The sequence below is a fragment of the Citrobacter sp. Ca225 genome (genome assembly GCF_030337175.1).
Classification (GTDB): domain Bacteria; phylum Pseudomonadota; class Gammaproteobacteria; order Enterobacterales; family Enterobacteriaceae; genus Citrobacter_A; species Citrobacter_A amalonaticus.
The window spans coordinates 20,838-45,185 of sequence record NZ_JAOWCD010000078.1 but is presented as its reverse complement, the minus strand read 5'-3'; the positions used below and the strand labels follow the sequence as shown (position 1 = coordinate 45,185).

General features: G+C 55.3%; 28 protein-coding genes and 1 riboswitch. Of the genes, 21 read left to right on the top strand and 7 right to left on the bottom strand.

Annotated elements, in window-relative coordinates; genetic code table 11:
- Positions 1 to 6: 6 nt before the first annotated feature.
- The 4 genes from cbiB to pduF all read right to left on the bottom strand — a co-directional run bounded on the left by cbiB (position 7) and on the right by pduF (position 4,843).
- The gene (gene cbiB / locus OGW13_RS12740; RefSeq protein ID WP_142765236.1) at positions 7 to 966 is read right to left on the bottom strand and encodes an adenosylcobinamide-phosphate synthase CbiB; all 960 of its coding nucleotides are present in this window, start codon (positions 964 to 966) and stop codon (positions 7 to 9) included.
- Positions 963 to 2,342, bottom strand: a complete 1,380-nt coding sequence (locus OGW13_RS12735; protein ID WP_287116184.1) for a cobyrinic acid a,c-diamide synthase CobB — start codon at positions 2,340 to 2,342, stop codon at positions 963 to 965. Before OGW13_RS12735 ends, cbiB begins: the two co-directional genes overlap by 4 nt.
- Before the next feature lie 89 nt (positions 2,343 to 2,431).
- Positions 2,432 to 2,606: riboswitch (cobalamin riboswitch) on the bottom strand.
- Positions 2,607 to 2,908: 302 nt separating this feature from the next.
- Positions 2,909 to 3,826: a transcriptional regulator PocR gene (gene pocR / locus OGW13_RS12730; RefSeq protein WP_043000240.1), complete on the bottom strand. Its 918-nt coding sequence runs from the start codon at positions 3,824 to 3,826 to the stop codon at positions 2,909 to 2,911.
- Positions 3,827 to 4,033: 207 nt separating this feature from the next.
- The gene (gene pduF / locus OGW13_RS12725) at positions 4,034 to 4,843 is read right to left on the bottom strand and encodes a propanediol diffusion facilitator PduF (RefSeq protein ID WP_043000239.1); all 810 of its coding nucleotides are present in this window, start codon (positions 4,841 to 4,843) and stop codon (positions 4,034 to 4,036) included.
- Positions 4,844 to 5,364: 521 nt separating this feature from the next.
- On the opposite strand from pduF, the gene pduA reads away from it, so the two are divergent.
- The 21 genes from pduA (at position 5,365) to OGW13_RS12620 (ending at position 22,147) form a co-directional block, all read left to right on the top strand.
- On the top strand, positions 5,365 to 5,649 hold the full coding sequence (gene pduA, locus OGW13_RS12720; RefSeq protein WP_012906330.1) for a propanediol utilization microcompartment protein PduA: 285 nt from the start codon (positions 5,365 to 5,367) through the stop codon (positions 5,647 to 5,649).
- Positions 5,646 to 6,458 carry a propanediol utilization microcompartment protein PduB gene (gene pduB / locus OGW13_RS12715; protein WP_043000238.1) on the top strand — a complete coding sequence of 271 codons (813 nt, stop codon included), beginning with the start codon at positions 5,646 to 5,648 and terminating at the stop codon, positions 6,456 to 6,458. The genes pduA and pduB overlap by 4 nt, the downstream gene beginning before the upstream one ends.
- Before the next feature lie 18 nt (positions 6,459 to 6,476).
- Complete coding sequence (gene pduC / locus OGW13_RS12710; RefSeq protein WP_042318193.1) at positions 6,477 to 8,141, top strand: propanediol dehydratase large subunit PduC; 1,665 nt, start codon at positions 6,477 to 6,479, stop codon at positions 8,139 to 8,141.
- Between the two features lie 10 nt (positions 8,142 to 8,151).
- The gene (gene pduD, locus OGW13_RS12705) at positions 8,152 to 8,820 is read left to right on the top strand and encodes a propanediol dehydratase medium subunit PduD (RefSeq protein ID WP_043000237.1); all 669 of its coding nucleotides are present in this window, start codon (positions 8,152 to 8,154) and stop codon (positions 8,818 to 8,820) included.
- Between the two features lie 13 nt (positions 8,821 to 8,833).
- Complete coding sequence (gene pduE, locus OGW13_RS12700) at positions 8,834 to 9,355, top strand: propanediol dehydratase small subunit PduE (protein ID WP_043000236.1); 522 nt, start codon at positions 8,834 to 8,836, stop codon at positions 9,353 to 9,355.
- Positions 9,356 to 9,364: 9 nt separating this feature from the next.
- A complete protein-coding gene (locus tag OGW13_RS12695; RefSeq protein WP_043000235.1) occupies positions 9,365 to 11,197 on the top strand; it encodes a diol dehydratase reactivase subunit alpha in 1,833 nt (610 codons plus the stop codon).
- A complete protein-coding gene (locus tag OGW13_RS12690; RefSeq protein ID WP_043000234.1) occupies positions 11,187 to 11,537 on the top strand; it encodes a glycerol dehydratase reactivase beta/small subunit family protein in 351 nt (116 codons plus the stop codon). The genes OGW13_RS12695 and OGW13_RS12690 overlap by 11 nt, the downstream gene beginning before the upstream one ends.
- Positions 11,538 to 11,556: 19 nt before the next feature.
- Entirely contained in the window at positions 11,557 to 11,832 is a 276-nt protein-coding gene (gene pduJ, locus OGW13_RS12685; protein ID WP_042318188.1) for a propanediol utilization microcompartment protein PduJ, read from the top strand.
- A gap of 23 nt (positions 11,833 to 11,855) precedes the next feature.
- A complete protein-coding gene (locus OGW13_RS12680; RefSeq protein ID WP_044257567.1) occupies positions 11,856 to 12,347 on the top strand; it encodes a BMC domain-containing protein in 492 nt (163 codons plus the stop codon).
- A gap of 5 nt (positions 12,348 to 12,352) precedes the next feature.
- Complete coding sequence (locus OGW13_RS12675) at positions 12,353 to 12,985, top strand: phosphate propanoyltransferase (RefSeq protein WP_043000232.1); 633 nt, start codon at positions 12,353 to 12,355, stop codon at positions 12,983 to 12,985.
- Positions 12,982 to 13,473, top strand: coding sequence for a microcompartment protein PduM (pduM, locus tag OGW13_RS12670; RefSeq protein WP_054176330.1), 492 nt, complete (start codon positions 12,982 to 12,984; stop codon positions 13,471 to 13,473). The genes OGW13_RS12675 and pduM overlap by 4 nt, the downstream gene beginning before the upstream one ends.
- A gap of 3 nt (positions 13,474 to 13,476) precedes the next feature.
- Complete coding sequence (gene pduN / locus OGW13_RS12665; RefSeq protein WP_012906340.1) at positions 13,477 to 13,752, top strand: propanediol utilization microcompartment protein PduN; 276 nt, start codon at positions 13,477 to 13,479, stop codon at positions 13,750 to 13,752.
- Between the two features lie 9 nt (positions 13,753 to 13,761).
- Positions 13,762 to 14,769 carry a two-domain cob(I)yrinic acid a,c-diamide adenosyltransferase PduO gene (gene pduO, locus OGW13_RS12660; RefSeq protein WP_054176331.1) on the top strand — a complete coding sequence of 336 codons (1,008 nt, stop codon included), beginning with the start codon at positions 13,762 to 13,764 and terminating at the stop codon, positions 14,767 to 14,769.
- On the top strand, positions 14,766 to 16,151 hold the full coding sequence (gene pduP / locus OGW13_RS12655) for a CoA-acylating propionaldehyde dehydrogenase PduP (RefSeq protein ID WP_287116183.1): 1,386 nt from the start codon (positions 14,766 to 14,768) through the stop codon (positions 16,149 to 16,151). The genes pduO and pduP overlap by 4 nt, the downstream gene beginning before the upstream one ends.
- 10 nt (positions 16,152 to 16,161) lie before the next feature.
- Positions 16,162 to 17,274 (top strand): 1-propanol dehydrogenase PduQ, encoded by a 1,113-nt coding sequence (locus OGW13_RS12650; RefSeq protein WP_142765241.1) that lies wholly within the window; start codon positions 16,162 to 16,164, stop codon positions 17,272 to 17,274.
- On the top strand, positions 17,271 to 18,626 hold the full coding sequence (locus OGW13_RS12645; RefSeq protein WP_054176333.1) for a 4Fe-4S dicluster domain-containing protein: 1,356 nt from the start codon (positions 17,271 to 17,273) through the stop codon (positions 18,624 to 18,626). The genes OGW13_RS12650 and OGW13_RS12645 overlap by 4 nt, the downstream gene beginning before the upstream one ends.
- 2 nt (positions 18,627 to 18,628) lie before the next feature.
- On the top strand, positions 18,629 to 19,183 hold the full coding sequence (pduT, locus tag OGW13_RS12640) for a propanediol utilization microcompartment protein PduT (RefSeq protein WP_287116182.1): 555 nt from the start codon (positions 18,629 to 18,631) through the stop codon (positions 19,181 to 19,183).
- A complete protein-coding gene (pduU, locus tag OGW13_RS12635; RefSeq protein WP_042318179.1) occupies positions 19,183 to 19,533 on the top strand; it encodes a propanediol utilization microcompartment protein PduU in 351 nt (116 codons plus the stop codon). Before pduT ends, pduU begins: the two co-directional genes overlap by 1 nt.
- 4 nt (positions 19,534 to 19,537) lie before the next feature.
- Positions 19,538 to 19,990, top strand: coding sequence for a EutP/PduV family microcompartment system protein (gene pduV / locus OGW13_RS12630; protein ID WP_044257562.1), 453 nt, complete (start codon positions 19,538 to 19,540; stop codon positions 19,988 to 19,990).
- A complete protein-coding gene (locus tag OGW13_RS12625; RefSeq protein WP_044257561.1) occupies positions 19,975 to 21,189 on the top strand; it encodes an acetate/propionate family kinase in 1,215 nt (404 codons plus the stop codon). The genes pduV and OGW13_RS12625 overlap by 16 nt, the downstream gene beginning before the upstream one ends.
- Before the next feature lie 91 nt (positions 21,190 to 21,280).
- A complete protein-coding gene (locus OGW13_RS12620) occupies positions 21,281 to 22,147 on the top strand; it encodes a GHMP family kinase ATP-binding protein (protein WP_061069948.1) in 867 nt (288 codons plus the stop codon).
- Positions 22,148 to 22,182: 35 nt separating this feature from the next.
- Here the strand turns inward: OGW13_RS12620 and OGW13_RS12615 are convergent, their stop codons facing one another.
- The 3 genes from OGW13_RS12615 to sbmC all read right to left on the bottom strand — a co-directional run bounded on the left by OGW13_RS12615 (position 22,183) and on the right by sbmC (position 24,336).
- A complete protein-coding gene (locus OGW13_RS12615) occupies positions 22,183 to 22,518 on the bottom strand; it encodes a DUF496 family protein (RefSeq protein WP_042318175.1) in 336 nt (111 codons plus the stop codon).
- 160 nt (positions 22,519 to 22,678) lie between these two features.
- Positions 22,679 to 23,737 (bottom strand): FUSC family protein, encoded by a 1,059-nt coding sequence (locus OGW13_RS12610; protein ID WP_044327340.1) that lies wholly within the window; start codon positions 23,735 to 23,737, stop codon positions 22,679 to 22,681.
- A 125-nt stretch (positions 23,738 to 23,862) separates the two neighbouring features.
- Entirely contained in the window at positions 23,863 to 24,336 is a 474-nt protein-coding gene (sbmC, locus tag OGW13_RS12605) for a DNA gyrase inhibitor SbmC (protein WP_043000221.1), read from the bottom strand.
- Between the last annotated feature and the right edge of the window lie 12 nt (positions 24,337 to 24,348).

The window sequence follows — 24,348 nt, the reverse complement described above, 5'->3', positions numbered from 1 at the left end:
TTATCCTCAGGCCACACCCACTACCAGCCAGCGCGTCACAAGGAACAGCACCAGAGCCAGCGTTGAGGCAACCCACATCAGTCGAATCGTTTGGGAAATGTCATCTATGGAAATAGTGCGCTGCGCGTCGCCGATCCACGGTTTTTCAACGCGCTCGCCAAAGTAATCATTCGGGCCGCCCAGTCGAATGCCCAACGCACCGGCAACGGAAGCCTCCGCCCAGGCACAGTTCGGGCTGCTGTGGTTATAGCGATCCCGCCAGCCCACACAGAGCGCCCGGGCGCCGTCACGACGGCACAGCACCGCTGCCGCGCTCAGCAGCAGCCAGCTCAGCCGTGCAGGAATGTAGTTCGCGACGTCGTCCAGGCGAGCGCTGACCATGCCAATCGCCCGGTATTTTTCGTGTTTATAACCCACCATGGAATCCAGGGTATTCACCGCTTTGTAGGCCATCGCCAGCGGCGCGCCGCCAATTAAGAGGAAGAACAGCGGCGCGATAATGCCGTCAACCGTATTCTCCGCCACGGTTTCCACGACCGCCCGGTTGATCTGTTCTGGCTGAAGTTGCGATGTGTCACGCCCCACAATCCACGAGAGCTTTTCGCGGCTTTGTGCAAGGTTACCTTCGCGCAGCGGGCGCTCAACCTCTTGCGCCGCCGTTGCCAGACAGCGCCCCGCCAGCACGGTGAAAATCATCCAGACTTCAACGACCCAACCGAGCCATGGATGAATCCACGCCGCCAGGTGTAACACGCCCCAGGCAACCGCCCACGTCAAGCCGACAACCACCAGCCACATCACCCCACCACCAATGCGTAACGCCCGGTCGCTGTGGCAGTAGCGGCGAATAATCCGCTGCACGGCAGTGATCAGATTGCCTATCCAGCGCACCGGATGCGGCCAGTCTGGTGGGTCGCCAATCACGACATCGAGAAGCCAGGCCACACACCATGCCAGTAGCGTCATAACGCCTCCCGCGCGGCATTCAGCCAGTGATTAAGCATTAATGGACGCTGAGCAAAGTGAACGTGCAGGTAGCTGGCGAAGGTGTTGCCCGTTCGCCAGCCACCGGACCACGCCTGCACCATCTGACCGTCACGGACTTTACGGCAAGCCAGCACAGCGGGGGTTTCAGGGGAAAAATCGGAGTAATGGAATTCATGACCGCGCAGCACATCGCCTTCCGCGGCCAGCAGCGTGGGCTGCAAAGCCTGCGCTTCACAATAGCCAAAGCGGGTTAGCCGTTTACCCATTTTGCTGCGACCGGGAAGGATATCGGCCATGCGATGCTCAACCCCGTCGGCATCTTCCAGCAGGCTGCCGAGGTACATCAATCCGCCGCATTCGGCATAAATGGCGACACCGCGCTGATGCGCCTCGCGCAGGCTTGTCAGCATAGTAGTATTGGCCGCCAGCGCGGACGCGTGCAGTTCCGGATAACCGCCGCCCAGCCAGACCATTTGACAATCGGGTAATTCGCGATCGTGGAGCGGGCTGAAGCGCACAATGTTGACGCCGGTACGCGCCAGCAGCGCCACGTTATCGGGATAATAAAAATTAAAGGCCTCATCATCAGCCATCGCCAGCGTCAGTCCTTCTCCGGCGTTGGGCGCAGGACGTTCAGGCCATTCGCCTGGCGGCAATGCCTGAAGGTGGCTTAACGCCAGCAACCGATCGATATCCAGTGTACTTTCCAGCCGGGCGGCGAAATCCTGCCACGATTGTTGATTGACGACGGACTCACGCGCGGTCACCAATCCCAGATGCCGTTCGGGTAGCGCGACGCCGTCAACGCGCGGGACGTAACCCAGCACCGGCACAGCGCAGTAGTGCTCGATAGCGGTTTTCAGCAACTGGAAATGGGACTCACTGTTGACGCGGTTAACGATGACGCCGGCAATGTTCAGCGTCGGGTCGAAATGCTGGAAGCCCATCACCGTGGCGGCAATGGAAGTAGAAACGGCTTTCCCGTCAACCAGCAGAATGACCGGACAGCCCAACTGCTTGGCCATCGCGGCGGTACTGCAATAATCAGGATCTGTACCGTAACCGTCGTACAGCCCCATCACCCCTTCGATCACTGCAATATCTGCATCCTGCATCTGTTCGCGGAACAGCGCATTAAGCACCGGCTCGGGGAGCATAAAACTGTCGAGGTTGCGGGAGGCGGTACCGCTGATGGCCGTATGCCAGGCGGTGTCAAGGTAATCAGGGCCGACTTTGCAGGGCTGGACGCGTAAACCACGTTGTTTCATCACGTTCAGCAAGCCCAGCGTCACTGTGGTTTTACCACAGCCGCTACCGGTACCTGCCAGAACAAACGCGTACTGCTTTGCCGCCATGACCCTGATCCTGTTCAGGGTGGTAGGGATGTACTGACACCCAGTCTTCCGACTGTACGCATCTGAGCAACCCACTTCCCACCGAAGTTGTTGGTAGTATCCGACAGGCTGGTCTTCTGGCTTAGCGTCGTCCTCGCCCGTCCTTCCCAATCTTGCGATCAGTGGTCTTCACGGGGTTGTCAGCATCACAGCAGCGGGGGCTGCGGGGGATTTTCACCCCCTTCCCAGACACAAATGTGTCAAACCTGTCGGCTTAAATGATGAACAGAATGAATTCTCCTCATCACAACAATACTTTTCGTTACTTATTCGTTACGCATTTTTTATCAACAAAAAACGCCGCAATAAAACGATTCTGAATGAAATGTCGTGCAAGAGAATAATGAAACCTCTTAACAATGACACTGTATCTCATCACAGAAATAAAAACTGGTGAAGTTTATTCCGTAAAGAGCGATATTTTATTGCGCTATGACAATTTATTGCTGTACTAAAAACACTTAACCATTATAAATGACCGGATTACGCGGGAATATCAAAAATCGGCAATAGCAAAATATTGCTATTTATGCCGATTCAGCAGGCAAGTTTTCATTTATTTTTTGCCGATAGGCCTGCGGCGTAACCTGATAAGTCTGACGGAACACTTTGCAAAAATAGCTGGTTTGCGAAAAACCTAAATTGCGGGCAATACTGGCAATGCTCCAGTCACTGTGACAAAGCAGCTCTCTGGCACTGGCCATGCGCTGTTGATTGACCCACGCGTTAAAACCAATACCCTGATATTTTTTGAACAGTTTGCTGAAGTAGTACGGGCTCAGGTAAACATGCGAGGCCACATCTTCAAGGCGAAGATCGTCTGACAAGTGGGCATCAATATAGCGTAACGCTTTTTTCATTTTGCTGTCATGAGGGCTGGCGGCGCGGGTCGGGCGTGAAGGCTCAGCAGGTTGCGTGCTGTCTTTGATCACCACGAAATTGAGTTGCTTCTTGAGGCAGTTTTCAACAATGAGTTTGAGCAGATCCGCCGAGGCCATCACGCGAGAATAGTCCATTTCCGGGACATTACTGAACTCATTGAGCAGTTCAGGATCGGCCTGCCAGCGATCGTCAACCTTCATGATATCGAGCAGATCGGCGCCATCATCGTTACGTAAACGCACCTGGCCGCACAGAACGAATCCAACAAGATGGCCTGCGATCACGAGAGGAATAGAGAAATCGGTAAGCCCGGCATGGCAGCGATAGATACAGGGTTGATCCGATTTTGACGCTTCCAGTCCCCCACAGCGATCGCTCATACGACACCGGGTACTGTGTTGCGGATGCTGACGCATCAGTTGGCAAAAAGGTGTGAAATTAAACAGCTCAGAAATCTCATCACCGTGAATATTGACAACCACAACAGCCAGGCTGGTCGCTTGCGCAAAATCCTGTGCGATTTTATTAATGAGTTCTGAGTTCAGGGTGCTCGCAGAAATCATGATAAAATCCCTCAGTTAATCCATTGTTATAATGAAAACATAAATTTTACATTTACTTCTTATCATCCCCATCCTTGTATGTAAATGACAGAAAGTACAAGGGACAATAACAAAAGTCTCCCTGGGTGGGGAGACTTTTTAGTCAGTTCGTGAAAGCAGATCACGAAAAAGAAATTAAAGACGTGATATTAGCCACGCCAGCCAAAATTACGCGTCCGTCTCTTCGATTTTACACGTATTACAGGGCAAATTTTTACCGATAAGGTACTTATAGATAGCCGCGCCCGCACACGCACCAATCAATGGCGCAATAATCGGCACAATAAAGTACGGAATATCGCGTCCACCAGTCATCGCAATATCTCCCCAACCTGCCATCCAGGCGAACAGCTTAGGACCAAAATCACGCGCCGGGTTCATGGCAAAGCCGGTTAATGGGCCTGTGGATGCACCAATTACCGCCACCAGAATACCGATCAGCAGTGGCGCCAGTGCCCCTTTAGGCACACCGTTACCATCGTCGGTCAGCGCCATAATCAGCCCCATCAGGATTGAGGTGATGACGATTTCGACCCCTGCCGCCTGCCACACGCTTAGCGCAGCCGCCGGATAGGTACTGAAAATACTGGCCAGATAGAGGCTATCGACACTGCCGCGAACCATGTTGTGGGCAGTTTCATACTCGGTGAATAAATTGCCGTAAAGCAGATAAGCCAGCACCGCACCGCCAAAGGCTCCCGCGACCTGCGCGATGATGTAAGGCAGAACTTTGCGTCCCGGGAAGCAGGCAAACAGCCAGAGTGCGACTGTGATGGCCGGGTTCAGATGCGCTCCGGAAATTCCCGCCGTCAGATAAACCGCAAGCGAAATACCCAGACCCCAAATAATACAAATTTCCCAGAGACCCAGACTGGCGCCTGCGACTTTCAGTGCGCTAAGGCAGCCGATACCAAAAAACAAAAACAATCCGGTACCCAAAAACTCGGCAATGCATTGCGCTTTCAGTGAATCATTCATTGTGACACCTTCTTAGAAGCGTTCGTGTCCTTACCAGCGGACCCTTGCTGGTCGTAGAGTACAACGGCACTACTATAGGAAGAGGCCGCTGAAAATTGTTGGCAAACTGCGCATTCTCAGACCTGGAAAAATCGTGTTGTTATAGCAATTTCTTGCCATCTATTTATTCAAAGGCAGCGTGTAGAGTGCCTGAATGTAATTAACCAGGACGATTCGTGATAGCAAAAATTGGTTATTTGAAGATTTTCTTTTTCCAATCAATGTCACAAATTGGATTTTCCGCATAGCAAATTAAATTAACCATGTCACCCTCCAAAATGTAAATATGGAATAGCAAAAGCCAAAATATCACATTAATAAAAAATAACAAAAACAATAAAAACAAATAGATAAAATAAAACATAGCAAGTTTGTCACATTCACAGCCCACTAATTTTTCACCCAGACTTTCAAGTCAGCCATTCTTTTTCCTCGCTTCTTTTTATAGTCATGAATATCGGGACAACCCAGGCGAGGTCTTTATGCAACAAGAAGCATTAGGAATGGTAGAAACCAAAGGCTTAACTGCAGCCATAGAGGCCGCAGATGCAATGGTGAAGTCAGCCAATGTCATGTTGGTCGGCTACGAAAAAATTGGCTCAGGGCTGGTAACCGTCATCGTTCGCGGTGATGTCGGTGCCGTAAAAGCGGCGACCGATGCTGGTGCTGCTGCTGCGCGCAACGTGGGAGAAGTGAAAGCCGTACACGTGATTCCACGCCCTCATACCGATGTTGAAAAAATCTTACCGAAGGGAATTAACCCATGAGCAGCAATGAACTGGTTGAACAGATCATGGCGCAGGTCATTGCCCGTGTGGCAACGCCTGATCAAGCGGGTATCCCTGATAAAACCCATCCAAAACGAGAGACGGCTATGGCAGAGAAGAGCTGCAGTTTAACGGAATTTGTTGGCACGGCGATTGGCGACACCGTAGGTCTGGTGATTGCAAACGTAGACAGTGCCCTGTTGGAAGCAATGAAGCTTGAGAAGCGCTATCGCTCCATTGGCATCCTGGGCGCGCGTACCGGCGCGGGTCCGCACATTATGGCGGCAGACGAAGCGGTCAAAGCCACCAATACCGAAGTGGTAAGCATTGAACTCCCTCGCGATACCAAAGGCGGCGCGGGTCACGGTTCGCTCATCATTATCGGCGGTAACGACGTTTCCGACGTTAAGCGCGGAATTGAAGTGGCGCTGAAAGAACTCGATCGCACCTTTGGTGATGTGTATGGCAACGAAGCCGGACACATCGAACTGCAGTACACAGCTCGCGCCAGTTACGCGCTGGAAAAAGCGTTTGGTGCGCCGGTTGGCCGTGCCTGCGGCGTGATTGTGGGTGCTCCGGCTTCCGTCGGCGTGTTAATGGCAGATACCGCCCTGAAAGCCGCGAACGTTGAAGTTGTGGCCTACAGCTCTCCGGCACATGGCACCAGCTTCAGTAACGAAGCGATCCTGGTGATCTCCGGCGATTCTGGCGCAGTGCGTCAGGCGGTTATCTCAGCGCGAGAAATCGGTAAAACCGTTCTTGCGACCCTCGGTGCTGAACCGAAAAACGATCGCCCGTCCTATATCTGAACTCCGTGAGGCTCATTCATGAGATCGAAAAGATTTGAAGCACTGGCGAAACGCCCTGTCAATCAGGACGGATTCGTTAAGGAGTGGATCGAAGAAGGCTTCATTGCGATGGAAAGCCCGAACGATCCCAAGCCGTCGATTAAAATCGTTAACGGCGCCGTCACCGAACTCGATGGCAAATCGGTCAGCCAGTTTGACCTGATTGACCACTTCATTGCCCGTTACGGCATCAACCTGGCGCGCGCAGAAGAAGTGATGGCGATGGACTCCGTTAAACTCGCTAACATGCTGTGCGATCCTAACGTAAAACGTCGCGACATTGTGCCACTGACCACGGCGATGACCCCGGCAAAAATTGTCGAAGTGGTTTCGCACATGAACGTGGTTGAGATGATGATGGCGATGCAAAAGATGCGCGCGCGTCGCACGCCATCCCAACAGGCGCACGTCACCAACGTCAAAGATAACCCGGTACAGATTGCGGCCGACGCCGCAGAAGGCGCATGGCGCGGATTTGACGAGCAAGAGACCACAGTAGCCGTGGCGCGTTATGCTCCGTTCAACGCCATTGCACTGCTCGTCGGTTCCCAGGTGGGCCGCCCCGGCGTGTTAACCCAGTGTTCACTGGAAGAGGCAACCGAACTGAAGCTCGGTATGCTGGGACACACCTGCTACGCCGAAACCATTTCCGTCTACGGTACCGAACCGGTCTTTACTGACGGCGACGACACGCCGTGGTCAAAAGGTTTCCTCGCCTCTTCTTACGCTTCGCGTGGGTTGAAAATGCGCTTCACTTCCGGTTCAGGTTCTGAAGTACAGATGGGTTATGCCGAGGGCAAATCCATGCTGTATCTCGAAGCGCGCTGCATTTACATCACCAAAGCGGCAGGCGTACAGGGTCTGCAAAACGGCTCCGTAAGCTGCATCGGCGTTCCGTCCGCAGTGCCATCAGGAATTCGTGCGGTACTGGCAGAAAACCTGATCTGTTCCTCGCTGGATCTGGAATGCGCCTCCAGTAACGACCAGACCTTTACCCACTCCGATATGCGTCGTACCGCGCGTCTGCTGATGCAGTTCCTGCCGGGGACAGACTTTATCTCTTCCGGTTATTCCGCCGTGCCGAACTACGACAACATGTTCGCGGGCTCCAACGAAGATGCGGAAGACTTTGATGACTACAACGTTATCCAGCGCGACCTGAAAGTGGACGGTGGTCTGCGTCCGGTACGTGAAGAAGACGTTATCGCCATTCGTAACAAAGCAGCGCGCGCTCTGCAGGCGGTTTTCGCTGGCATGGGGCTGCCGCCCATTACGGATGAAGAAGTTGAAGCCGCAACCTACGCCCACGGTTCGAAAGATATGCCTGAACGTAACATCGTTGAGGACATCAAGTTTGCGCAGGAAATCATCAATAAGAACCGCAACGGTCTGGAAGTGGTGAAAGCGCTGGCTCAGGGCGGCTTTACCGATGTCGCGCAGGACATGCTCAACATCCAGAAGGCCAAGTTAACCGGGGACTATCTGCATACCTCCGCCATCATCGTCGGCGATGGACAAGTGCTCTCTGCCGTCAATGACGTCAACGATTATGCCGGTCCGGCAACAGGTTATCGCCTGCAAGGCGAACGCTGGGAAGAAATTAAAAACATCCCTGGCGCACTTGATCCCAACGAGCTTGGCTAAGGGGTGAACAATGGAAATTAATGAAAAATTGCTGCGCCAGATTATCGAAGACGTGCTGTCCGAAATGCAGACCAGCGATAAGCCCGTCTCATTTCGTGCACCGGGAACGTCAACCGCGCCTGCTGCACCGGCCGGTGACAGTTTCCTGACGGAAATTGGCGAGGCGAAACAGGGCACGCAACAGGACGAAGTGATTATTGCGGTCGGCCCGGCGTTTGGTCTCTCTCAGACCGTTAACATCGTCGGTCTACCGCATAAAAACATTCTGCGCGAAGTGATTGCCGGGATTGAAGAGGAAGGTATTAAAGCGCGTGTAATTCGCTGCTTTAAATCATCCGACGTGGCCTTCGTTGCCGTTGAGGGTAACCGTCTGAGTGGTTCCGGCATCTCTATCGGCATCCAGTCAAAAGGCACGACGGTCATCCATCAACAGGGACTGCCGCCGCTGTCCAACCTGGAGCTGTTCCCGCAGGCTCCGCTGCTGACGCTGGAAACCTATCGCCAGATTGGGAAAAACGCCGCGCGTTATGCCAAGCGTGAATCACCGCAGCCGGTCCCGACGCTGAACGACCAGATGGCGCGCCCGAAATATCAGGCTAAATCCGCCATCTTGCACATTAAAGAGACGAAGTACGTCGTGACGGGCAAAAACCCGCAGGAACTGCGCGTGGCGCTTTAATAAGGATCCCTTTATGAATACCGATGCAATTGAATCGATGGTTCGGGATGTGTTGAGCCGCATGAACAGCCTGCAGGGCGACACATCTGCCCCGGCAGCAGCTTCGGGCACTACGACCCAGACCGCCAAAGTGACTGACTATCCGCTCGCCAGTAAGCACCCTGAGTGGGTTAAAACGGCCACCAACAAAACGCTGGATGAGTTCACCCTCGAAAACGTTCTGAGCAACAAAGTGACCGCACAGGATATGCGTATCACACCGGAAACGCTGCGCATTCAGGCGGCTATTGCCAAAGATGCCGGACGTGACCGCCTGGCGATGAACTTTGAGCGCGCCGCAGAACTGACGGCGGTGCCGGACGATCGCATTCTCGAGATCTATAACGCCCTGCGTCCTTATCGTTCAACGAAAGAAGAACTGCTCGCGATCGCGGACGATCTTGAAAACCGCTATCAGGCCAAAATCTGCGCCGCGTTTGTTCGTGAAGCGGCGGTGTTGTACGTCGAGCGTAAGAAGCTGAAAGGCGACGACTAAGGAAAGGTCATGAGATATATAGCTGGCATTGATATCGGCAACTCATCCACAGAAGTCGCGCTGGCGACGCTGGATGACACTGGCGCGCTCACCATTACCGGTAGCGCGCTGGCAGAAACCACCGGGATAAAAGGCACATTGCGTAATGTGTTTGGGATTCAGGAGGCGCTCACGCTTGCGGCTAACCGTGCAGGCATCAATGTCAGCGATATCTCGCTTATCCGTATCAACGAAGCCACCCCGGTGATTGGTGATGTCGCGATGGAAACCATCACGGAAACCATCATCACCGAATCCACCATGATCGGTCATAACCCGAAAACACCGGGCGGCGTCGGTCTGGGTGTGGGGATCACTATCACGCCGGAAGAGTTACTCACCCGACCGGCGGATACCCCGTTAATTCTGGTGGTGTCATCTGCTTTCGATTTCGCTGATGTCGCCACCATGATTAACGCCTCTGTCCGTGCCGGTTACCAGTTAACCGGTGTCATTTTGCAACAGGACGATGGCGTTCTGGTCAGTAACCGACTGGAAAAACCCCTGCCCATCGTTGACGAAGTGCTGTACATCGACCGTATCCCGCTCGGAATGCTGGCCGCCATTGAGGTCGCCGTGCCCGGTAAAGTCATCGAAACGCTGTCAAATCCTTATGGCATCGCGACGGTGTTTAATCTCAATGCGGACGAGACCAAAAACATTGTCCCGATGGCGCGAGCGCTGATTGGCAACCGTTCCGCCGTGGTGGTGAAAACCCCGTCAGGCGATGTTAAAGCACGTGCCATTCCTGCCGGAAACATTGAACTGCAGTCCCAAGGGCGCACGCTACGCGTTGATGTCGCGGCAGGCGCCGATGCCATTATGAAAGCAGTTGGCGAATGCCCGAAACTGGACAACGTTACCGGTGAAGCGGGCACCAATATTGGCGGTATGCTGGAACACGTTCGCCAGACAATGGCTGAACTGACCAATAAGCCAAGCAACGAAATTTTTATCCAGGATTTACTGGCCGTAGATACCTCCGTTCCGGTCAGTGTCACCGGTGGACTGGCCGGTGAGTTTTCTCTTGAGCAGGCTGTCGGTATCGCCTCGATGGTGAAATCAGACCGTCTGCAGATGGCAATGATCGCCAGCGAAATCAAAGAAAAGCTGAACGTGGATGTACAGGTTGGCGGTGCAGAAGCCGAAGCGGCAATTCTGGGCGCGCTCACCACGCCAGGTACCACGCGTCCGCTGGCGATTCTGGACTTAGGTGCGGGCTCGACCGACGCCTCCATTATCAATCCCAAAGGCGAAATTATCGCCACCCACCTCGCCGGGGCTGGCGACATGGTTACCATGATCATCGCCCGGGAGCTGGGACTTGATGACCGCTATCTGGCGGAAGAGATCAAAAAGTATCCGTTAGCCAAAGTCGAAAGCCTTTTCCATCTGCGCCACGAAGACGGTAGCGTTCAATTCTTCCCGACGCCACTTCCCCCTGCGGTGTTTGCCCGCGTCTGTGTGGTCAAGCCGGATGAACTGGTGCCCCTGCCCGGCGATCTCGCGCTGGAGAAAGTTCGCGCCATTCGCCGCAGCGCCAAAGAGCGCGTGTTTGTCACTAACGCCCTGCGCGCACTGCGACAGGTTAGCCCGACGGGCAATATCCGCGATATTCCGTTTGTCGTTCTGGTCGGTGGCTCCTCGCTGGACTTTGAAGTGCCGCAACTGGTGACGGACGCCCTGGCGCATTATCGCCTGGTGGCCGGACGCGGAAACATTCGCGGCACCGAAGGCCCGCGAAACGCGGTTGCGACGGGGCTCATCCTCTCCTGGCATAAGGAGTTTGCCCATGGACAGTAGCGTCACCACGCCTGCCATTGTGATTTCGACCATCGGCGACTGCCTTTCAGTCTGGAAAGAGGTGCTGCTCGGCATTGAAGAAGAAGGCATTCCGTTTGTGATCCAAAACCAGGCGGCGGGAGAAGTCGTTCAGAGCGCATGGCAGGCGGCCCGCCAGTCTCCGCTGCTGGTCGGCATCGCCTGCAATGAAGAAACCCTGGTCGTGCACTACAAGAATTTACCCACTTCAGCGCCGCTTTTTACGCTGACGTATCGCCAAAACAGCCTTGACCGGCGAAGTACTGGAAACAACGCGGCAAGGTTAGTCAAAGGGATCCCCTTCCGGGATCTCAATGCTTAATCCACAGGAGAATTGCAGTATGAATAACGCACTGGGTCTGGTTGAAACAAAAGGGTTGGTCGGCGCGATTGAAGCCGCAGATGCCATGGTGAAATCCGCCAACGTGCAACTGGTCGGTTACGAAAAAATCGGCTCCGGCCTGGTGACCGTCATGGTTCGCGGTGACGTCGGCGCCGTTAAAGCCGCCGTTGATGCAGGCTGCGCGGCAGCAAGCGTCGTGGGTGAGGTGAAATCCAGCCACGTTATCCCGCGTCCGCACAGCGACGTTGAGGCTATTTTACCGAAATCGGCCTGAGCATTATCGAAAAGGAGCACAGCGTGAAGCAATCACTGGGATTACTCGAAGTTAGTGGTCTGGCATTAGCCATCTGTTGCGCAGATGCCATGGCGAAAGCGGCTTCCATCACGCTGGTTGGCCTTGAAAAAACCAACGGTTCAGGCTGGACGGTGATCAAGATCACCGGTGATGTGGCATCAGTACAGTCTGCCATTATCACCGGTGCTCATCTCGCTGAACAGCAAGATGGCCTGGTCGCGCATAAAGTGATCGCCAGACCTGGCGAGGGCATTCTTTCTCGCGCGATGGCTGCCACTCCGGCACCTGTGCCTGCACCCGCAACGGTGTCTGCACCGGAATCCGTGCCAGCCCCCATCGAAGAACCTGAAACTGAAGTCGTTGTAGAAGAGTCAGCACCGGAAGCGGCGCCTGAAGACGGGATCATCAGCTGCAATTTGTGTCTGGACCCGGCCTGTAAGCGCCAGAAAGGCGAACCCCGGTCGCTCTGCCTGCATTCAGGTAAACGAGGTTAAGCGTAATGGATAAGCAACTTCTGGAAACGACGGTCAGCAAAGTGCTGAATGAATTACGGGATCGCCCCATTCCACTGGGCGTTTCCAACCGTCATATCCACCTTAACGCTGAGGATTATGCCCGTCTATTTCCGGGACATCCTATTAGTGAGAAAAAAGGGCTTCTGCAACCGGGACAGTATGCGGCTGAGCAAACCGTCACGTTAGTGGGACCAAAAGGTCAACTGAAAAATGTCCGCCTGCTGGGGCCGCTGCGTAGCACCAGCCAGGTGGAGATTTCGCGCACAGATGCCAGAACGCTGGGCATCGCCGCGCCGTTGCGGATGTCCGGAAATCTCAAAGGTACGCCGGGTATTCGCCTCGTGAGTCCCTTTGGCGAACTCGAACTCACCTCCGGGGTGATCGTCGCCCAGCGCCACATTCACATGTCGCCGCTGGATGCGCTGATCCTGCGCGTTGCTCACGGCGATAGCGTCAGTGTCGCTATTGAGGGCACCGATCGTCGGCTGATCTTCGATAACGTTGCGGTACGCGTTTCCCCCGACATGCGTCTGGAGATGCATATTGATACGGACGAGGCCAATGCCGCCGGGGCAGATGATCCCAATGCTTTCGTCACACTGGTGACTGAGCGATGAACGGCGATCTGTTGCAGCGAATCGTCGAGGAGGTGGTCTCCCGCCTGCAACGTCGTGCGCAAAGCACCGTCACGCTGAGCGTCGCGCAACTGCGGGAAACACCGTCCCGCGCCCTGTTTTCTCAGTATGCCTCTGTGCATATTTTACAGGTCGATCTGCCCCTGCTGGAGCAGATCGCCAACAACGATTCGTCACATGCCGCTGCCGTCATGATCCATGAGGCGCTGGCATTTGGCCTGCGGGTGCAACTCTCAATGCAACGTCGGTTACTGCCCGCCGTGCCGGTAAAAAAACTGGCCCGACTGCCGCTGATTCTCTGTGATGAACAGGGGCAGCCTATCATGCTGCACCCCACCCGACTGTTAAGTTATGCCGATGTTGCCCCGTTACCTGCAGGGTTGCTGGTGCTGCATCGCAAATGTGTTGTTACCGCGCTGGCTCGCGAGACCGCGAGCTCGCGCCACATCCAATTGATGAAGCAGGAGTGAACCATGCATCTGGCACGTGTTACAGGCGCGGTGGTATCCACGCAAAAATCGCCCTCGTTGGTCGGAAAAAAACTTCTGCTGGTACGCCGCGTGAGTGCCGACGGTGAATTACCGGCGAACCCAACGGCAGGTGATGAAGTCGCCGTTGACTCCGTCGGCGCAGGCGTTGGCGAACTGGTGCTCCTGAGTAGTGGCTCCAGCGCCAGACATGTTTTTTCCGGGCCGAATGAGGCCATCGATCTGGCCGTTGTCGGCATTGTCGACACGCTTTCTCGGTAAGGGGGAGTTATGGCGATTTATACCCGCACAGGTGATGCAGGCACAACCGCGCTCTTTACCGGACAGCGCGTCAGTAAAACGCACCCCCGCGTGGAAGCGTATGGCACGCTCGATGAGCTTAACGCCGCGCTGAGCCTGTGCGTCTGCGCCACCCATAGCGCGCAGCATCGCGCGCTGCTGGAGGCCATTCAGCTACAAATTTTCTGGTTCAGCGCTGAACTTGCCAGCGAAAGCGAGCAGCCGTCTGCGGATCAGCGCTATATCAGCTCTGAGGAAATTGCCGCACTGGAAGCGGCTATCGACACCGCGATGGGACGCGTTGCCCCCTTGCGCAGTTTCATTTTGCCTGGCCGTTGCGAAGCCGCAAGCCGCCTGCATTTTGCCCGCACTCTGGCGCGCCGGGCCGAACGCCGTCTGGTGGAACTCGCGGCCGAGGTCACCGTCAGGCATGTGCTTATGCGCTATATCAACCGCCTATCAGACTGCTTGTATGCACTGGCGCGCGCGGAAGATCACGACGCCCATCAGGACACCATTATCCGGGAAGTGACGAAGCGCTATCTGGCAGCGGGTCACGCCCCTGTCAAAAAGGAATCTGCGATGTCGCTCTCCTTTGGCGATCTTCACCAGTTAACACGCGCCGCCGTCGAGCGAGCGCAAGTCTTAAACGTCCCGGTGGTCATCAGCATTGTTGATGCTAACGGCACCGAAGCCGTCACCTGGCGGATGCCGGATGCCCTGCTGGTCAGCAGTGAACTGGCACCGAAAAAAGCCTGGACTGCGGTGGCGATGAAAACCGCGACGCACGAACTTGCGTCAGTAGTTCAGCCCGGCGCGCCGCTATACGGGCTGGAAAGTCATATGCAGGGAAAAGTCGTCACTTTTGGCGGCGGCTACGCGCTATGGCGTGATGGATTGCTTATTGGGGGTCTTGGTATCAGCGGTGGAAGCGTTGAACAGGACATGGACATTGCACAGGCTGCCATTGCGGCAATAAACGTGAGAACACATCAATGAATACGACCGAACTGGAAACCCTCATCCGCACTATTTTGAGCGAGCAACTGGCTCCCGCAAAAACTGAAATCAAAGGGAACGGCATCTTTCAGTCTGTTGGTGAAGCTGTCGATGCTGCCCACCAGGCGTTCTTGCGTTATCAGCAATCACCATTAAAAACGCGCAGCGCCATTATTAGCGCTATCCGGGAAGAGCTGGCGCCACAACTGGCTACGCTGGCGGCAGAGAGCGCTGCGGAAACCGGAATGGGTAACAAAGAGGACAAATTCCTCAAAAACAAAGCGGCGCTGGACAATACGCCGGGTATTGAAGATCTGACCACCACGGCACTCACTGGCGACGGCGGCATGGTGCTGTTTGAGTATTCGCCGTTCGGCGTGATTGGTTCCGTTGCGCCCAGCACTAACCCGACAGAAACCATTATTAACAACAGCATCAGCATGCTGGCGGCGGGCAACAGCGTCTATTTCAGCCCGCATCCGGGTGCGAAGGCCGTGTCACTGAAACTTATCGCCATGATTGAAGATATTGCGTTTCGTCGCTGCGGCATTCGCAATCTGGTGGTGACCGTTACCGAACCGACGTTTGAAGCCACCCAGCAGATGATGGCGCACCCGAAAATTGCCGTGCTGGCGATTACCGGCGGTCCGGGCATTGTGGCAATGGGTATGAAGAGCGGAAAAAAAGTGATTGGTGCAGGCGCGGGGAATCCTCCTTGCATCGTCGATGAGACGGCCGATCTGGTGAAAGCGGCGGAAGATATTATCAACGGCGCGTCGTTTGACTACAACCTGCCGTGCATCGCGGAAAAAAGCCTGATAGTGGTGGAATCCGTCGCTGAACAATTGATTCAGCAGATGCAAAGTTTCGGCGCGCTGTTGTTGAGTCCAGCCGAGACAGAGAAGCTGCGTGCAACCTGTCTGCCAGAGGGGGTAGCCAATAAAAAACTGGTCGGTAAAAGCCCTTGCGCTATGCTTGAAGCCGCCGGTATTCCGCTCCCGGCAAAAGCGCCGCGCCTGCTGATTGGCATCGTCAGCGCCGACGACAGTTGGGTAACCAGCGAGCAGTTAATGCCGATGCTGCCCGTGGTGAAGGTGAAAGATTTTGACGCCGCGTTGTCGCTGGCGCTGAAAGTGGAAGAAGGATTACACCACACCGCCATTATGCATTCGCAGAATGTCTCTCGCCTGAACCTTGCGGCGCGAACGCTGCAGACCTCCATTTTCGTTAAAAACGGCCCCTCCTATGCGGGGATTGGCGTCGGCGGCGAAGGGTTTACCACCTTCACCATCGCCACGCCGACGGGTGAAGGGACAACGTCGGCACGCACGTTTGCCCGCTCCCGTCGCTGTGTGCTGACTAACGGTTTCTCAATCCGCTAATGAGGTTGTGATGAATACTTTTTCACTACAAACCCGTTTGTACAGCGGCCCTGGAAGCCTGAAAGTGCTTGGCCGCTTTACGAACAAGCACATCTGGATTATCTGCGATGGTTTTCTCGCCCGTTCGCCGCTGATTGATACGCTTCGCGAGGCGATACCGGCAGATAACCGGATCAGCATCTTCAGTGAGATTACGCCCGACCCCACTATCGGAACCGTCGTTCAGGGGATTGCACAAATGCAGTCCCTGCGCCCCGACGTGGTGATTGGTTTCGGCGGCGGCTCCGCGCTGGATGCCGCGAAAGCCATTGTCTGGTTCAGTCGTCAATTTGATATTGATATTGAAACCTGTGTGGCGATCCCAACCACCAGCGGAACCGGATCGGAAGTGACCAGCGCCTGCGTGATAAGCGATCCGGAGAAAGGCATTAAATATCCGCTGTTCAATAACGCGCTCTACCCGGACATGGCGATCCTTGATCCGATGCTGGTCGTCAGCGTCCCACCCGCCATTACCGCCAATACCGGAATGGATGTGTTGACGCACGCGCTGGAAGCCTATGTGTCCACGCGCGCCAGTGACTTTACCGACGCACTCGCGGAAAAAGCCGCTCAGATAGTCTTTCAGTATCTGCCTGTCGCGGTTCGTAAAGGCGACTGCCTCGCTACACGCGGCAAAATGCACAACGCCTCTACGCTGGCAGGGATGGCCTTTAGCCAGGCTGGACTGGGGCTGAACCACGCCATCGCCCACCAGTTAGGCGGTCAGTTCCATTTGCCACACGGTCTGGCGAATGCCCTGCTGCTGGCGTCGGTGATCCGCTTCAACGCGCACGATCCGCGAGCGGCTAAACGTTACGCCCGGTTCGCGAAGGCCTGTCATTTATGTGCTGACAGCGCCAATGAAACGGCGAGCGTGAACGCGCTGGTGCAGCACATCGAGCAACTGAAAAAAGCGTGTGCTATCCCAACCCTTGCCGTGGCGCTTAAAGAACAAAAACAGAACTGGTCAACGCGCATTCCGGCAATGGTTCAAGCCGCGCTGGCAGACGTGACGCTGAAAACCAACCCCAGAGCGGCGGATGTAGGGGCCATTCAGGAACTGCTTGAGGAATTGTTATGAATACCGCCCTGAATGATAAACCAGACGTCCTGGATGGGCCGACGCTCGTTGAACGCGTTCGTGCGGCAGGCATTGTGGGGGCTGGTGGTGCCGGTTTTCCGACGTATGTCAAACTCCAGGCTCAGGTGGAAATTTTTCTCGTCAATGCAGCCGAATGCGAGCCGATGCTGAAAGTCGATCAGCAACTCATGGCGCAGCAGGCAGCGCGTCTGATTCGCGGCGTACAGTATGCAATGAAGGCCACCGGCGCCTGCGAAGGGATCATCGCCCTGAAAGAGAAGTACCAGCCAGCGATTACCGCCCTGACGCCGCTTTTACCTCCGGCGATCAGACTGCACATTCTGCCTGATGTTTATCCGGCAGGCGATGAAGTACTGACCATCTGGATGGCGACGGGTCGCCGCGTTCCCCCCGCTGCGCTGCCGGTCAGCGTGGGCGTGGTGGTCAATAACGTACAAACCGTACTGAATATCGCCCGCGCGGTCGAACAGCACTATCCGGTGACGCGCCGCACGCTCACTATCAACGGCGCCGTTGCTCGTCCACAGACCGTGACCGTCCCCATCGGTATGTCCTTACGCGACGTGCTGGAGATGGCTGGCGGCGCGACCATCGACGATCCCGGGTTTATCAACGGCGGACCGATGATGGGAAGCCTGGTGACGTCACTGGACGCGCCGGTCACGAAAACCACCGGCGGACTGCTGGTTTTGCCGAAAACACATCCACTGATTCAGCGACGTATGCAGGATGAGCGCACCGTACTGTCGGTGGCGAGAACAGTCTGTGAACAGTGTCGCCTGTGTACCGATCTCTGCCCGAGGCATCTCATCGGTCACGAGCTCTCTCCGCATCTGCTGGTGCGCGCAGTCAATTTCCATCAGGCCGCCACGCCACAGCTGTTGCTCAGCGCCCTCACCTGTTCTGAATGTAACGTCTGTGAAAGTGTGGCCTGCCCGGTAGGTATTTCACCTATGCGGATTAACCGGATGCTGAAGCGCGAGCTACGTGCACAGAATCAGCGCTACGAGGGGCCGCTCAACCCGGCCGATGAGATGGCGAAATACCGTCTGGTGCCGGTAAAACGACTCATCGCCAAACTGGGGCTGACACCGTGGTATCGGGACGCGCCGTTAGTCGACAGCGAGCCCGTAGTTGAGAGAACGACGCTGCTGTTGCGCCAGCACATCGGCGCCAGCGCGGTGCCCTGCGTTCAGAAAGGCGAGCGTGTCGCGCGTGGTCAGTGCGTCGCTGAAATTCCGCAAGGTGCGCTCGGCGCGCCTGTTCACGCCAGTATTGACGGCATTGTCTGTGAGGTAACAGATCAGGCCATCATCGTTGTAAGAGGTTAACCATGTCTCAGGCCATAGGTATTTTAGAACTCACCAGCATTGCCAAAGGGATGGAAGCAGGCGATGCCATGCTGAAAAGCGCCAATGTGGATCTGCTGGTCAGCAAAACCATTTGTCCGGGTAAGTTTTTGCTCATGCTGGGCGGCGACGTCGGCGCAGTACAACAGGCGATCGAGACCGGAAATGCGCTCGCTGGCGAGATGTTGGTCGACAGTCTGGTGTTACCCAATATTCATGCCAGCGTGCTTCCCGCGATTAGCGGACTGAACAGCGCGGACAAACGTCAGGCGGTGGGGATTGTTGAAACCTGGAGCGTAGCAGCCTGTATCAGCGCGGCTGACCGGGCGGTGAAGGCGTCCAACGTTACGCTCGTGCGCGTTCATATGGCGTTCGGTATCGGAGGTAAATGCTACATGGTGGTCGCGGGTGATGTCTCCGATGTCAACAACGCGGTCGCGGTTGCCAGTGAGAGCGCGGGTGAAAAAGGCCTGCTGGTTTATCGTTCAGTGATCCCTCGCCCGCACGAAGCGATGTGGCGTCAGATGGTGGAGGGATGATGGAAAGGCAACCGACCACGGATCGCATGATCCAGGAGTACGTACCCGGCAAACAGGTCACGCTGGCGCATCTGATTGCGAATCCCGGCAAAGACCTGTTCAAGAAGCTGGGGTTGCAGGACAGCGTCTCGGCGATTGGCATTCTCACCATCACGCCAAGTGAAGCATCCATTATTGCCTGCGATATCGCGACGAAATCCGGCGCAGTCGAGATCGGCTTTCTTGACCGCTTCACGGGTGCGGTGGTGTTAACCGGCGACGTCTCGGCGGTGGAATACGCCCTCAAACAGGTTACGCGCACGCTCGGCGAAATGATGCGCTTTACAACCTGTTCCATCACGCGGACATAGCGTGATGCAGCGCATGATGTTAATTGGCCCCAGCCAGTGCGGTAAGACCTCGCTGACGCAGTGTCTGCGCGGCGAGGCTCTCGCATATCAGAAAACGCAGGCGATTGTCTGGTCTGCCGAAACCATCGACACGCCTGGCGAATATCTGGAAAACCGCTGTCTTTACAGCGCGCTGCTGGCGAGTGCCTGCGAGGCGGATGTCATTGCGCTCGTGCTCAACAGCGATGCACAGTGGTCACCTTTTTCCCCCGGTTTTACGGCACCAATGAACAGACCGGCGTTCGGCGTTGTGACCAAATCAGATTTAGCGGACCCGCAGAAAATTGCGCAGGTCACAGGTTGGCTGGAACAGGCTGGCGCAGAACGTGTGTTCGTGACCAGCGCCGTCAACCATTCCGGACTCGATGAACTGTTTGCCTTTCTGAACCAAAAGGAATCTTCATGTCTCACAAAATAATGGCGATCAACGCGGGCAGCTCGTCCCTTAAATTTCAGTTACTGGACATGCCGCAGGGTGATTTGCTGTGTCAGGGGCTGATTGAACGTATCGGCCTGCCGGATGCCCGGATCACCCTGAAAGCGCAGGATCAAAAATGGCAGCAGACCACCCCGGTTGCCGACCATCGCGAGGCGGTGACCCTGCTTCTCGAAATGCTGATCAGCCACGGCATTATTACCAGCCTGCAGGACATCGAGGGGGTCGGCCATCGTGTGGCGCATGGCGGGGAATCGTTTAAAGATTCTGCGCGCGTGACCGATGAATCACTGGCGGAAATTGAACGCCTTGCCGAACTGGCGCCCTTGCACAACCCGGTTAACCTGCTCGGCATCAACGTGTTTCGCCAGTTGCTGCCCAACGTGCCTTCGGTTGCCGTGTTTGATACCGCGTTTCATCAAACGCTGGAAGAGCCAGCCTATATCTATCCGCTTCCGTGGCGGTATTACGCAGAGTTTGGCATCCGTCGCTACGGTTTTCATGGAACCAGCCATAAGTACGTCAGCGCGACGCTCGCCGAAAAACTTGGCGTCCCGCTTAGCGCGCTGCGGGTCGTGTGTTGCCATCTGGGCAATGGCAGCAGTATTTGCGCGATTAAAGGCGGTAAGTCGGTTAATACTTCGATGGGCTTCACCCCACAGTCCGGCGTGATGATGGGTACCCGCAGCGGGGATATCGACCCGTCCATCTTGCCATGGGTTGCGCAACGTGAAGGCAAAACGCCACAGCAACTTAACCACCTGTTGAACAATGAATCCGGGCTGCTTGGCGTTTCAGGCGTCTCGCATGATTATCGTGACGTTGAGCAGGCTGCTGACGGCGGAAATCCCCGCGCCGCGCTCGCCCTGTCACTGTTTGCAGAGCGTATTCGCGCCACGATTGGCAGCTATATCATGCAAATGGGTGGTCTGGATGCGCTGGTGTTTACCGGAGGTATCGGGGAAAACTCAGCGCGCGCCAGAGCGGCAATCTGCCAGAATCTGCACTTCCTGGGTCTGATCGTAGACGAAGAGAAGAATCAGCGGAATGCGACCTTTATTCAGGCGGAAAACGCCATGGTTAAAGTGGCGGTCATCAACACCAACGAAGAGCTGATGATAGCCCAGGATGTGATGCGGATTGCTCTCGCAGAATCAGAAAGTATCGCCGTGTCGGCCTGAGTTCGCGCCGCGCAAATTGCGGCAAATCATGGTAATAGCGCAATCGCCATGACACTATGCGCCGAGGATTGCAGATCAGAAAGGTGATAACGTGGCTGTTGCGCAGTGCCCCGCGTCGTGCGGTGAACTTATTCAGGGCTGGATAATGGGCAGCGAGAAACTGGTCTCCTGCCCGGTTGACTGGTACAGCACCGTCGAGGTCAGCACCGGTTCCCCTCTGGCGGATGAGCGCCCTCTTTCGCGGGCGATGGTCAACCGACTTCTTGAACACTGGGACTACCCTGCCTACCTGAGTCAGGATATCCGTGTTTCGATCCATTCAACTATCCCGATTGCCAAAGGCATGGCCAGCAGTACGGCGGATATTGCCGCAACCGCTGTCGCCACCGCGCAGCATCTGGGCCATCAGCTGGATGAGTCCACCCTCGCGCAACTATGCGTCTCGCTGGAACCGACGGACAGCACCGTTTTTCAGCAACTGACGCTGTTTGACCACAACGACGCATCAACGCAAATCCCCTGCGATGCTCAACCGGCGCTGGATCTTCTCGTACTGGAGAGTCCGCAAACTTTACGCACCGCGGATTATCATCGCATTCCCCGGCAGGCAGGTTTACATGCGGGCGCACCGGCGCTGAAGCGGGCATGGGAAAAAGTACAGGAAGCCTGTGCGGAGCAAAATCCTTATCGTATGGGAGAAGCGGCGACGCTGAGCGCTATTGCCAGCCAGATGCTGTTGCCAAAACCGGATTTCGACGCGCTATTGTCGCTGGTTGAAGAGTGTGGTTTATACGGCGTGAACGTGGCGCACAGCGGCAGCGTCGTCGGACTGATGCTCGACAGACAGCGACACGATGTTGATTACGTTAAGTGGTTACTGGCAAGGAACAGACTGACTGAGCACTGGCCGGAACAGCATTTATTGCGAATGGTCAGCGGTGGCGTAAAACGACAGTGAGGATCGCCTGACGGATCCTCACTGCTGGCAAAACGTTACTCCGCTTTCGCGTCGCCGTTTTTCATTTCACCCATCGCTTTCAGCTTTTTGGAGATGTCGCGGCGTTCTTTGGAGATCTCTGCATTTTTGATGATGTAGTCATCAACGCGATCTTCATAGTCGCTTTTCATGCTGGCGATGATGCCCTGAATAGCTTCAACACTCATCCCCGGCTTGATGTAATCGCTCAGGTTGTCCAGCAGCAGAACACGTTTCTGGTTGTCACGGATCTTTTTCTCAACGTCCTGGATTTCACGCTGCAGTTTGTTTTTACGACGGAACAGACGGACAAATTCCAGCACGTCCTGGAAAGATGGCTTGGTAGTTTCCATTTTTACACCCCTGATAATGTGAGAGTCGGATTCGTTTAAACGATAGGGCTAACATTACTTTTCGCAGCCGCAAATGACAATGGCTTCATTCTGGTTTCCATCATACCCTTATTCCTTGCTGAATCGAAGCAGCCAGGGCAGCATTCCCCTTACCTGCTTTTTATTTGCGCAGTGCGCGACAGATAAGATGCGACAGCAGCTCCAGTTGACGGGCGGTTTCCAGGCTTAGCCAGACATAGCCATGAATCGGCGTTTCAGCCACATGATGTTCATCGTGCTGACGGATCAGCGTGCGCAATTCGTTAACGGTCTCGTTCAGTTTTTCGCTGTTGGCGAGAATCGGCTGCGGATTACCTTCGAACAAGGCATGGGCAATCGTCAACAGCGCCTGTTGGGTCATTTGCTGCGTTTCCCGCAGCGTATGGGCATTGAGCATGACGAAATGGCTTTCACGGGTCGCCCACAGGGCATTGATCTGCAATTCGAGCATGCAAACCAGATTACGATTGACGGTCTGAATGGCTTCAAAAATAGATTTCTGGATGCGCGTCTCTTTGCTCGCCGGCGTAATAAGTCCGCGCATTTTTACCACGTCACCTAATAGCTGTTGCAGATGTTTATCCAGACGGGGACGTTCTAACAGATTAGGCGACAGCGCGGCCTGATACACCCGGTTATAGGCCGTCACGCAGTGCGCCAGTTGGATGCGCCAGTGAATGAAGGCGCGCTGCGGCCAGATTCCGGTGAACAGCATGGCGAGGAGCGCCCCCAGAATGACATCGCCGCCGCGCCAGAGTGCGGTCTCCATATCGCCAGCGGGCGCACCCACGACGACAGCAAGCGTGATGCCAATCAAGAGCGCCTGATACGGTTTTTTTCCTAACGCGAGCCATCCACACAGGAACATAGCTGCCGCACACCAGAGCAGCATCAGTGGCAATGAGAATAGCTCAAGACGCAGCGCCACCAGACCCAGCACCGATCCGAGGATCGTACCACCAATCCGCTCCCAGGCACGGGGAACCACGTTTCCCCAGAACGAGATCGGCCCCATAATCACCACCAGCGTAATCAAGGGCCATGTCCCTTCCGGAATGTTAAATAAACGAACAAGCAAAAAAGTCAGGATGAAGGCCAGCGCGATGCGAATACCATGCACAATGCGGTAATGGCGATACAGGCGGATTTCAAATGGACTCAGTGACTTGTCGGCACGCACTCATGCACTCCGTCAGGAAAAAGCAAAAAATGATTGTACCTGTTTTTACGCGCAGAAGTTCACTGTGGCGGACAGGACATCTCGCTAAGCGTAGTCGCTCCGCGCCGGTCCGCCTGGTTTTAGGCTTACTTCGTGGCAGGTTGCACCGCGATATACATCTCGATATCCCAGTAACCGTCTTCGCAACCGTTATTCAGATAGACTTCAAAGCAGGGTTTGCATGCCATTTCATATGCCTTGTCCTGCATCAGGCTATTGAAGAACTGATACCACGGCGTGGCAAAATCATTATTATCGACGCGTGCAACTGCCGTCGCATATTGACCGCCGTCGATTTCGCTGAGCGTCACGCCTTCGCTGTTTTCCGGTATGACAAAATCAGCAGGCACGGAAACGACCGTACTACAGCGCAGTTTTTCGGCGGGCACTTCATCCGGATTGTCGAAGTAAACGGCGATCCACTCCTGCGCCACAACCTGCTTGCCATCGACCCACATCATCAACTGGTCAAAGCCTTGTTTCACCGTTTGCTCCCACGGTCCCACCAGGTGGAAACCTGCAACGGTGCGCTTATCAGCGTTTCTGATCTCGTAATTCATGTTGCCTCCATC

Excerpts from the sequence above, each read along its gene's own strand:
- cbiB (WP_142765236.1), bottom strand. The coding sequence starts at position 966 with ATGACGCTACTGGCATGGTGTGTGGCCTGGCTTCTCGATGTCGTGATT.
- OGW13_RS12735 (WP_287116184.1), bottom strand. The coding sequence starts at position 2,342 with ATGGCGGCAAAGCAGTACGCGTTTGTTCTGGCAGGTACCGGTAGCGGC.
- pocR (WP_043000240.1), bottom strand. The coding sequence starts at position 3,826 with ATGATTTCTGCGAGCACCCTGAACTCAGAACTCATTAATAAAATCGCA.
- pduF (WP_043000239.1), bottom strand. The coding sequence starts at position 4,843 with ATGAATGATTCACTGAAAGCGCAATGCATTGCCGAGTTTTTGGGTACC.
- pduA (WP_012906330.1), top strand. The coding sequence starts at position 5,365 with ATGCAACAAGAAGCATTAGGAATGGTAGAAACCAAAGGCTTAACTGCA.
- pduB (WP_043000238.1), top strand. The coding sequence starts at position 5,646 with ATGAGCAGCAATGAACTGGTTGAACAGATCATGGCGCAGGTCATTGCC.
- pduC (WP_042318193.1), top strand. The coding sequence starts at position 6,477 with ATGAGATCGAAAAGATTTGAAGCACTGGCGAAACGCCCTGTCAATCAG.
- pduD (WP_043000237.1), top strand. The coding sequence starts at position 8,152 with ATGGAAATTAATGAAAAATTGCTGCGCCAGATTATCGAAGACGTGCTG.
- pduE (WP_043000236.1), top strand. The coding sequence starts at position 8,834 with ATGAATACCGATGCAATTGAATCGATGGTTCGGGATGTGTTGAGCCGC.
- OGW13_RS12695 (WP_043000235.1), top strand. The coding sequence starts at position 9,365 with ATGAGATATATAGCTGGCATTGATATCGGCAACTCATCCACAGAAGTC.
- OGW13_RS12690 (WP_043000234.1), top strand. The coding sequence starts at position 11,187 with ATGGACAGTAGCGTCACCACGCCTGCCATTGTGATTTCGACCATCGGC.
- pduJ (WP_042318188.1), top strand. The coding sequence starts at position 11,557 with ATGAATAACGCACTGGGTCTGGTTGAAACAAAAGGGTTGGTCGGCGCG.
- OGW13_RS12675 (WP_043000232.1), top strand. The coding sequence starts at position 12,353 with ATGGATAAGCAACTTCTGGAAACGACGGTCAGCAAAGTGCTGAATGAA.
- pduM (WP_054176330.1), top strand. The coding sequence starts at position 12,982 with ATGAACGGCGATCTGTTGCAGCGAATCGTCGAGGAGGTGGTCTCCCGC.
- pduN (WP_012906340.1), top strand. The coding sequence starts at position 13,477 with ATGCATCTGGCACGTGTTACAGGCGCGGTGGTATCCACGCAAAAATCG.
- pduO (WP_054176331.1), top strand. The coding sequence starts at position 13,762 with ATGGCGATTTATACCCGCACAGGTGATGCAGGCACAACCGCGCTCTTT.
- pduP (WP_287116183.1), top strand. The coding sequence starts at position 14,766 with ATGAATACGACCGAACTGGAAACCCTCATCCGCACTATTTTGAGCGAG.
- OGW13_RS12650 (WP_142765241.1), top strand. The coding sequence starts at position 16,162 with ATGAATACTTTTTCACTACAAACCCGTTTGTACAGCGGCCCTGGAAGC.
- OGW13_RS12645 (WP_054176333.1), top strand. The coding sequence starts at position 17,271 with ATGAATACCGCCCTGAATGATAAACCAGACGTCCTGGATGGGCCGACG.
- pduT (WP_287116182.1), top strand. The coding sequence starts at position 18,629 with ATGTCTCAGGCCATAGGTATTTTAGAACTCACCAGCATTGCCAAAGGG.
- pduU (WP_042318179.1), top strand. The coding sequence starts at position 19,183 with ATGGAAAGGCAACCGACCACGGATCGCATGATCCAGGAGTACGTACCC.
- pduV (WP_044257562.1), top strand. The coding sequence starts at position 19,538 with ATGCAGCGCATGATGTTAATTGGCCCCAGCCAGTGCGGTAAGACCTCG.
- OGW13_RS12625 (WP_044257561.1), top strand. The coding sequence starts at position 19,975 with ATGTCTCACAAAATAATGGCGATCAACGCGGGCAGCTCGTCCCTTAAA.
- OGW13_RS12615 (WP_042318175.1), bottom strand. The coding sequence starts at position 22,518 with ATGGAAACTACCAAGCCATCTTTCCAGGACGTGCTGGAATTTGTCCGT.
- sbmC (WP_043000221.1), bottom strand. The coding sequence starts at position 24,336 with ATGAATTACGAGATCAGAAACGCTGATAAGCGCACCGTTGCAGGTTTC.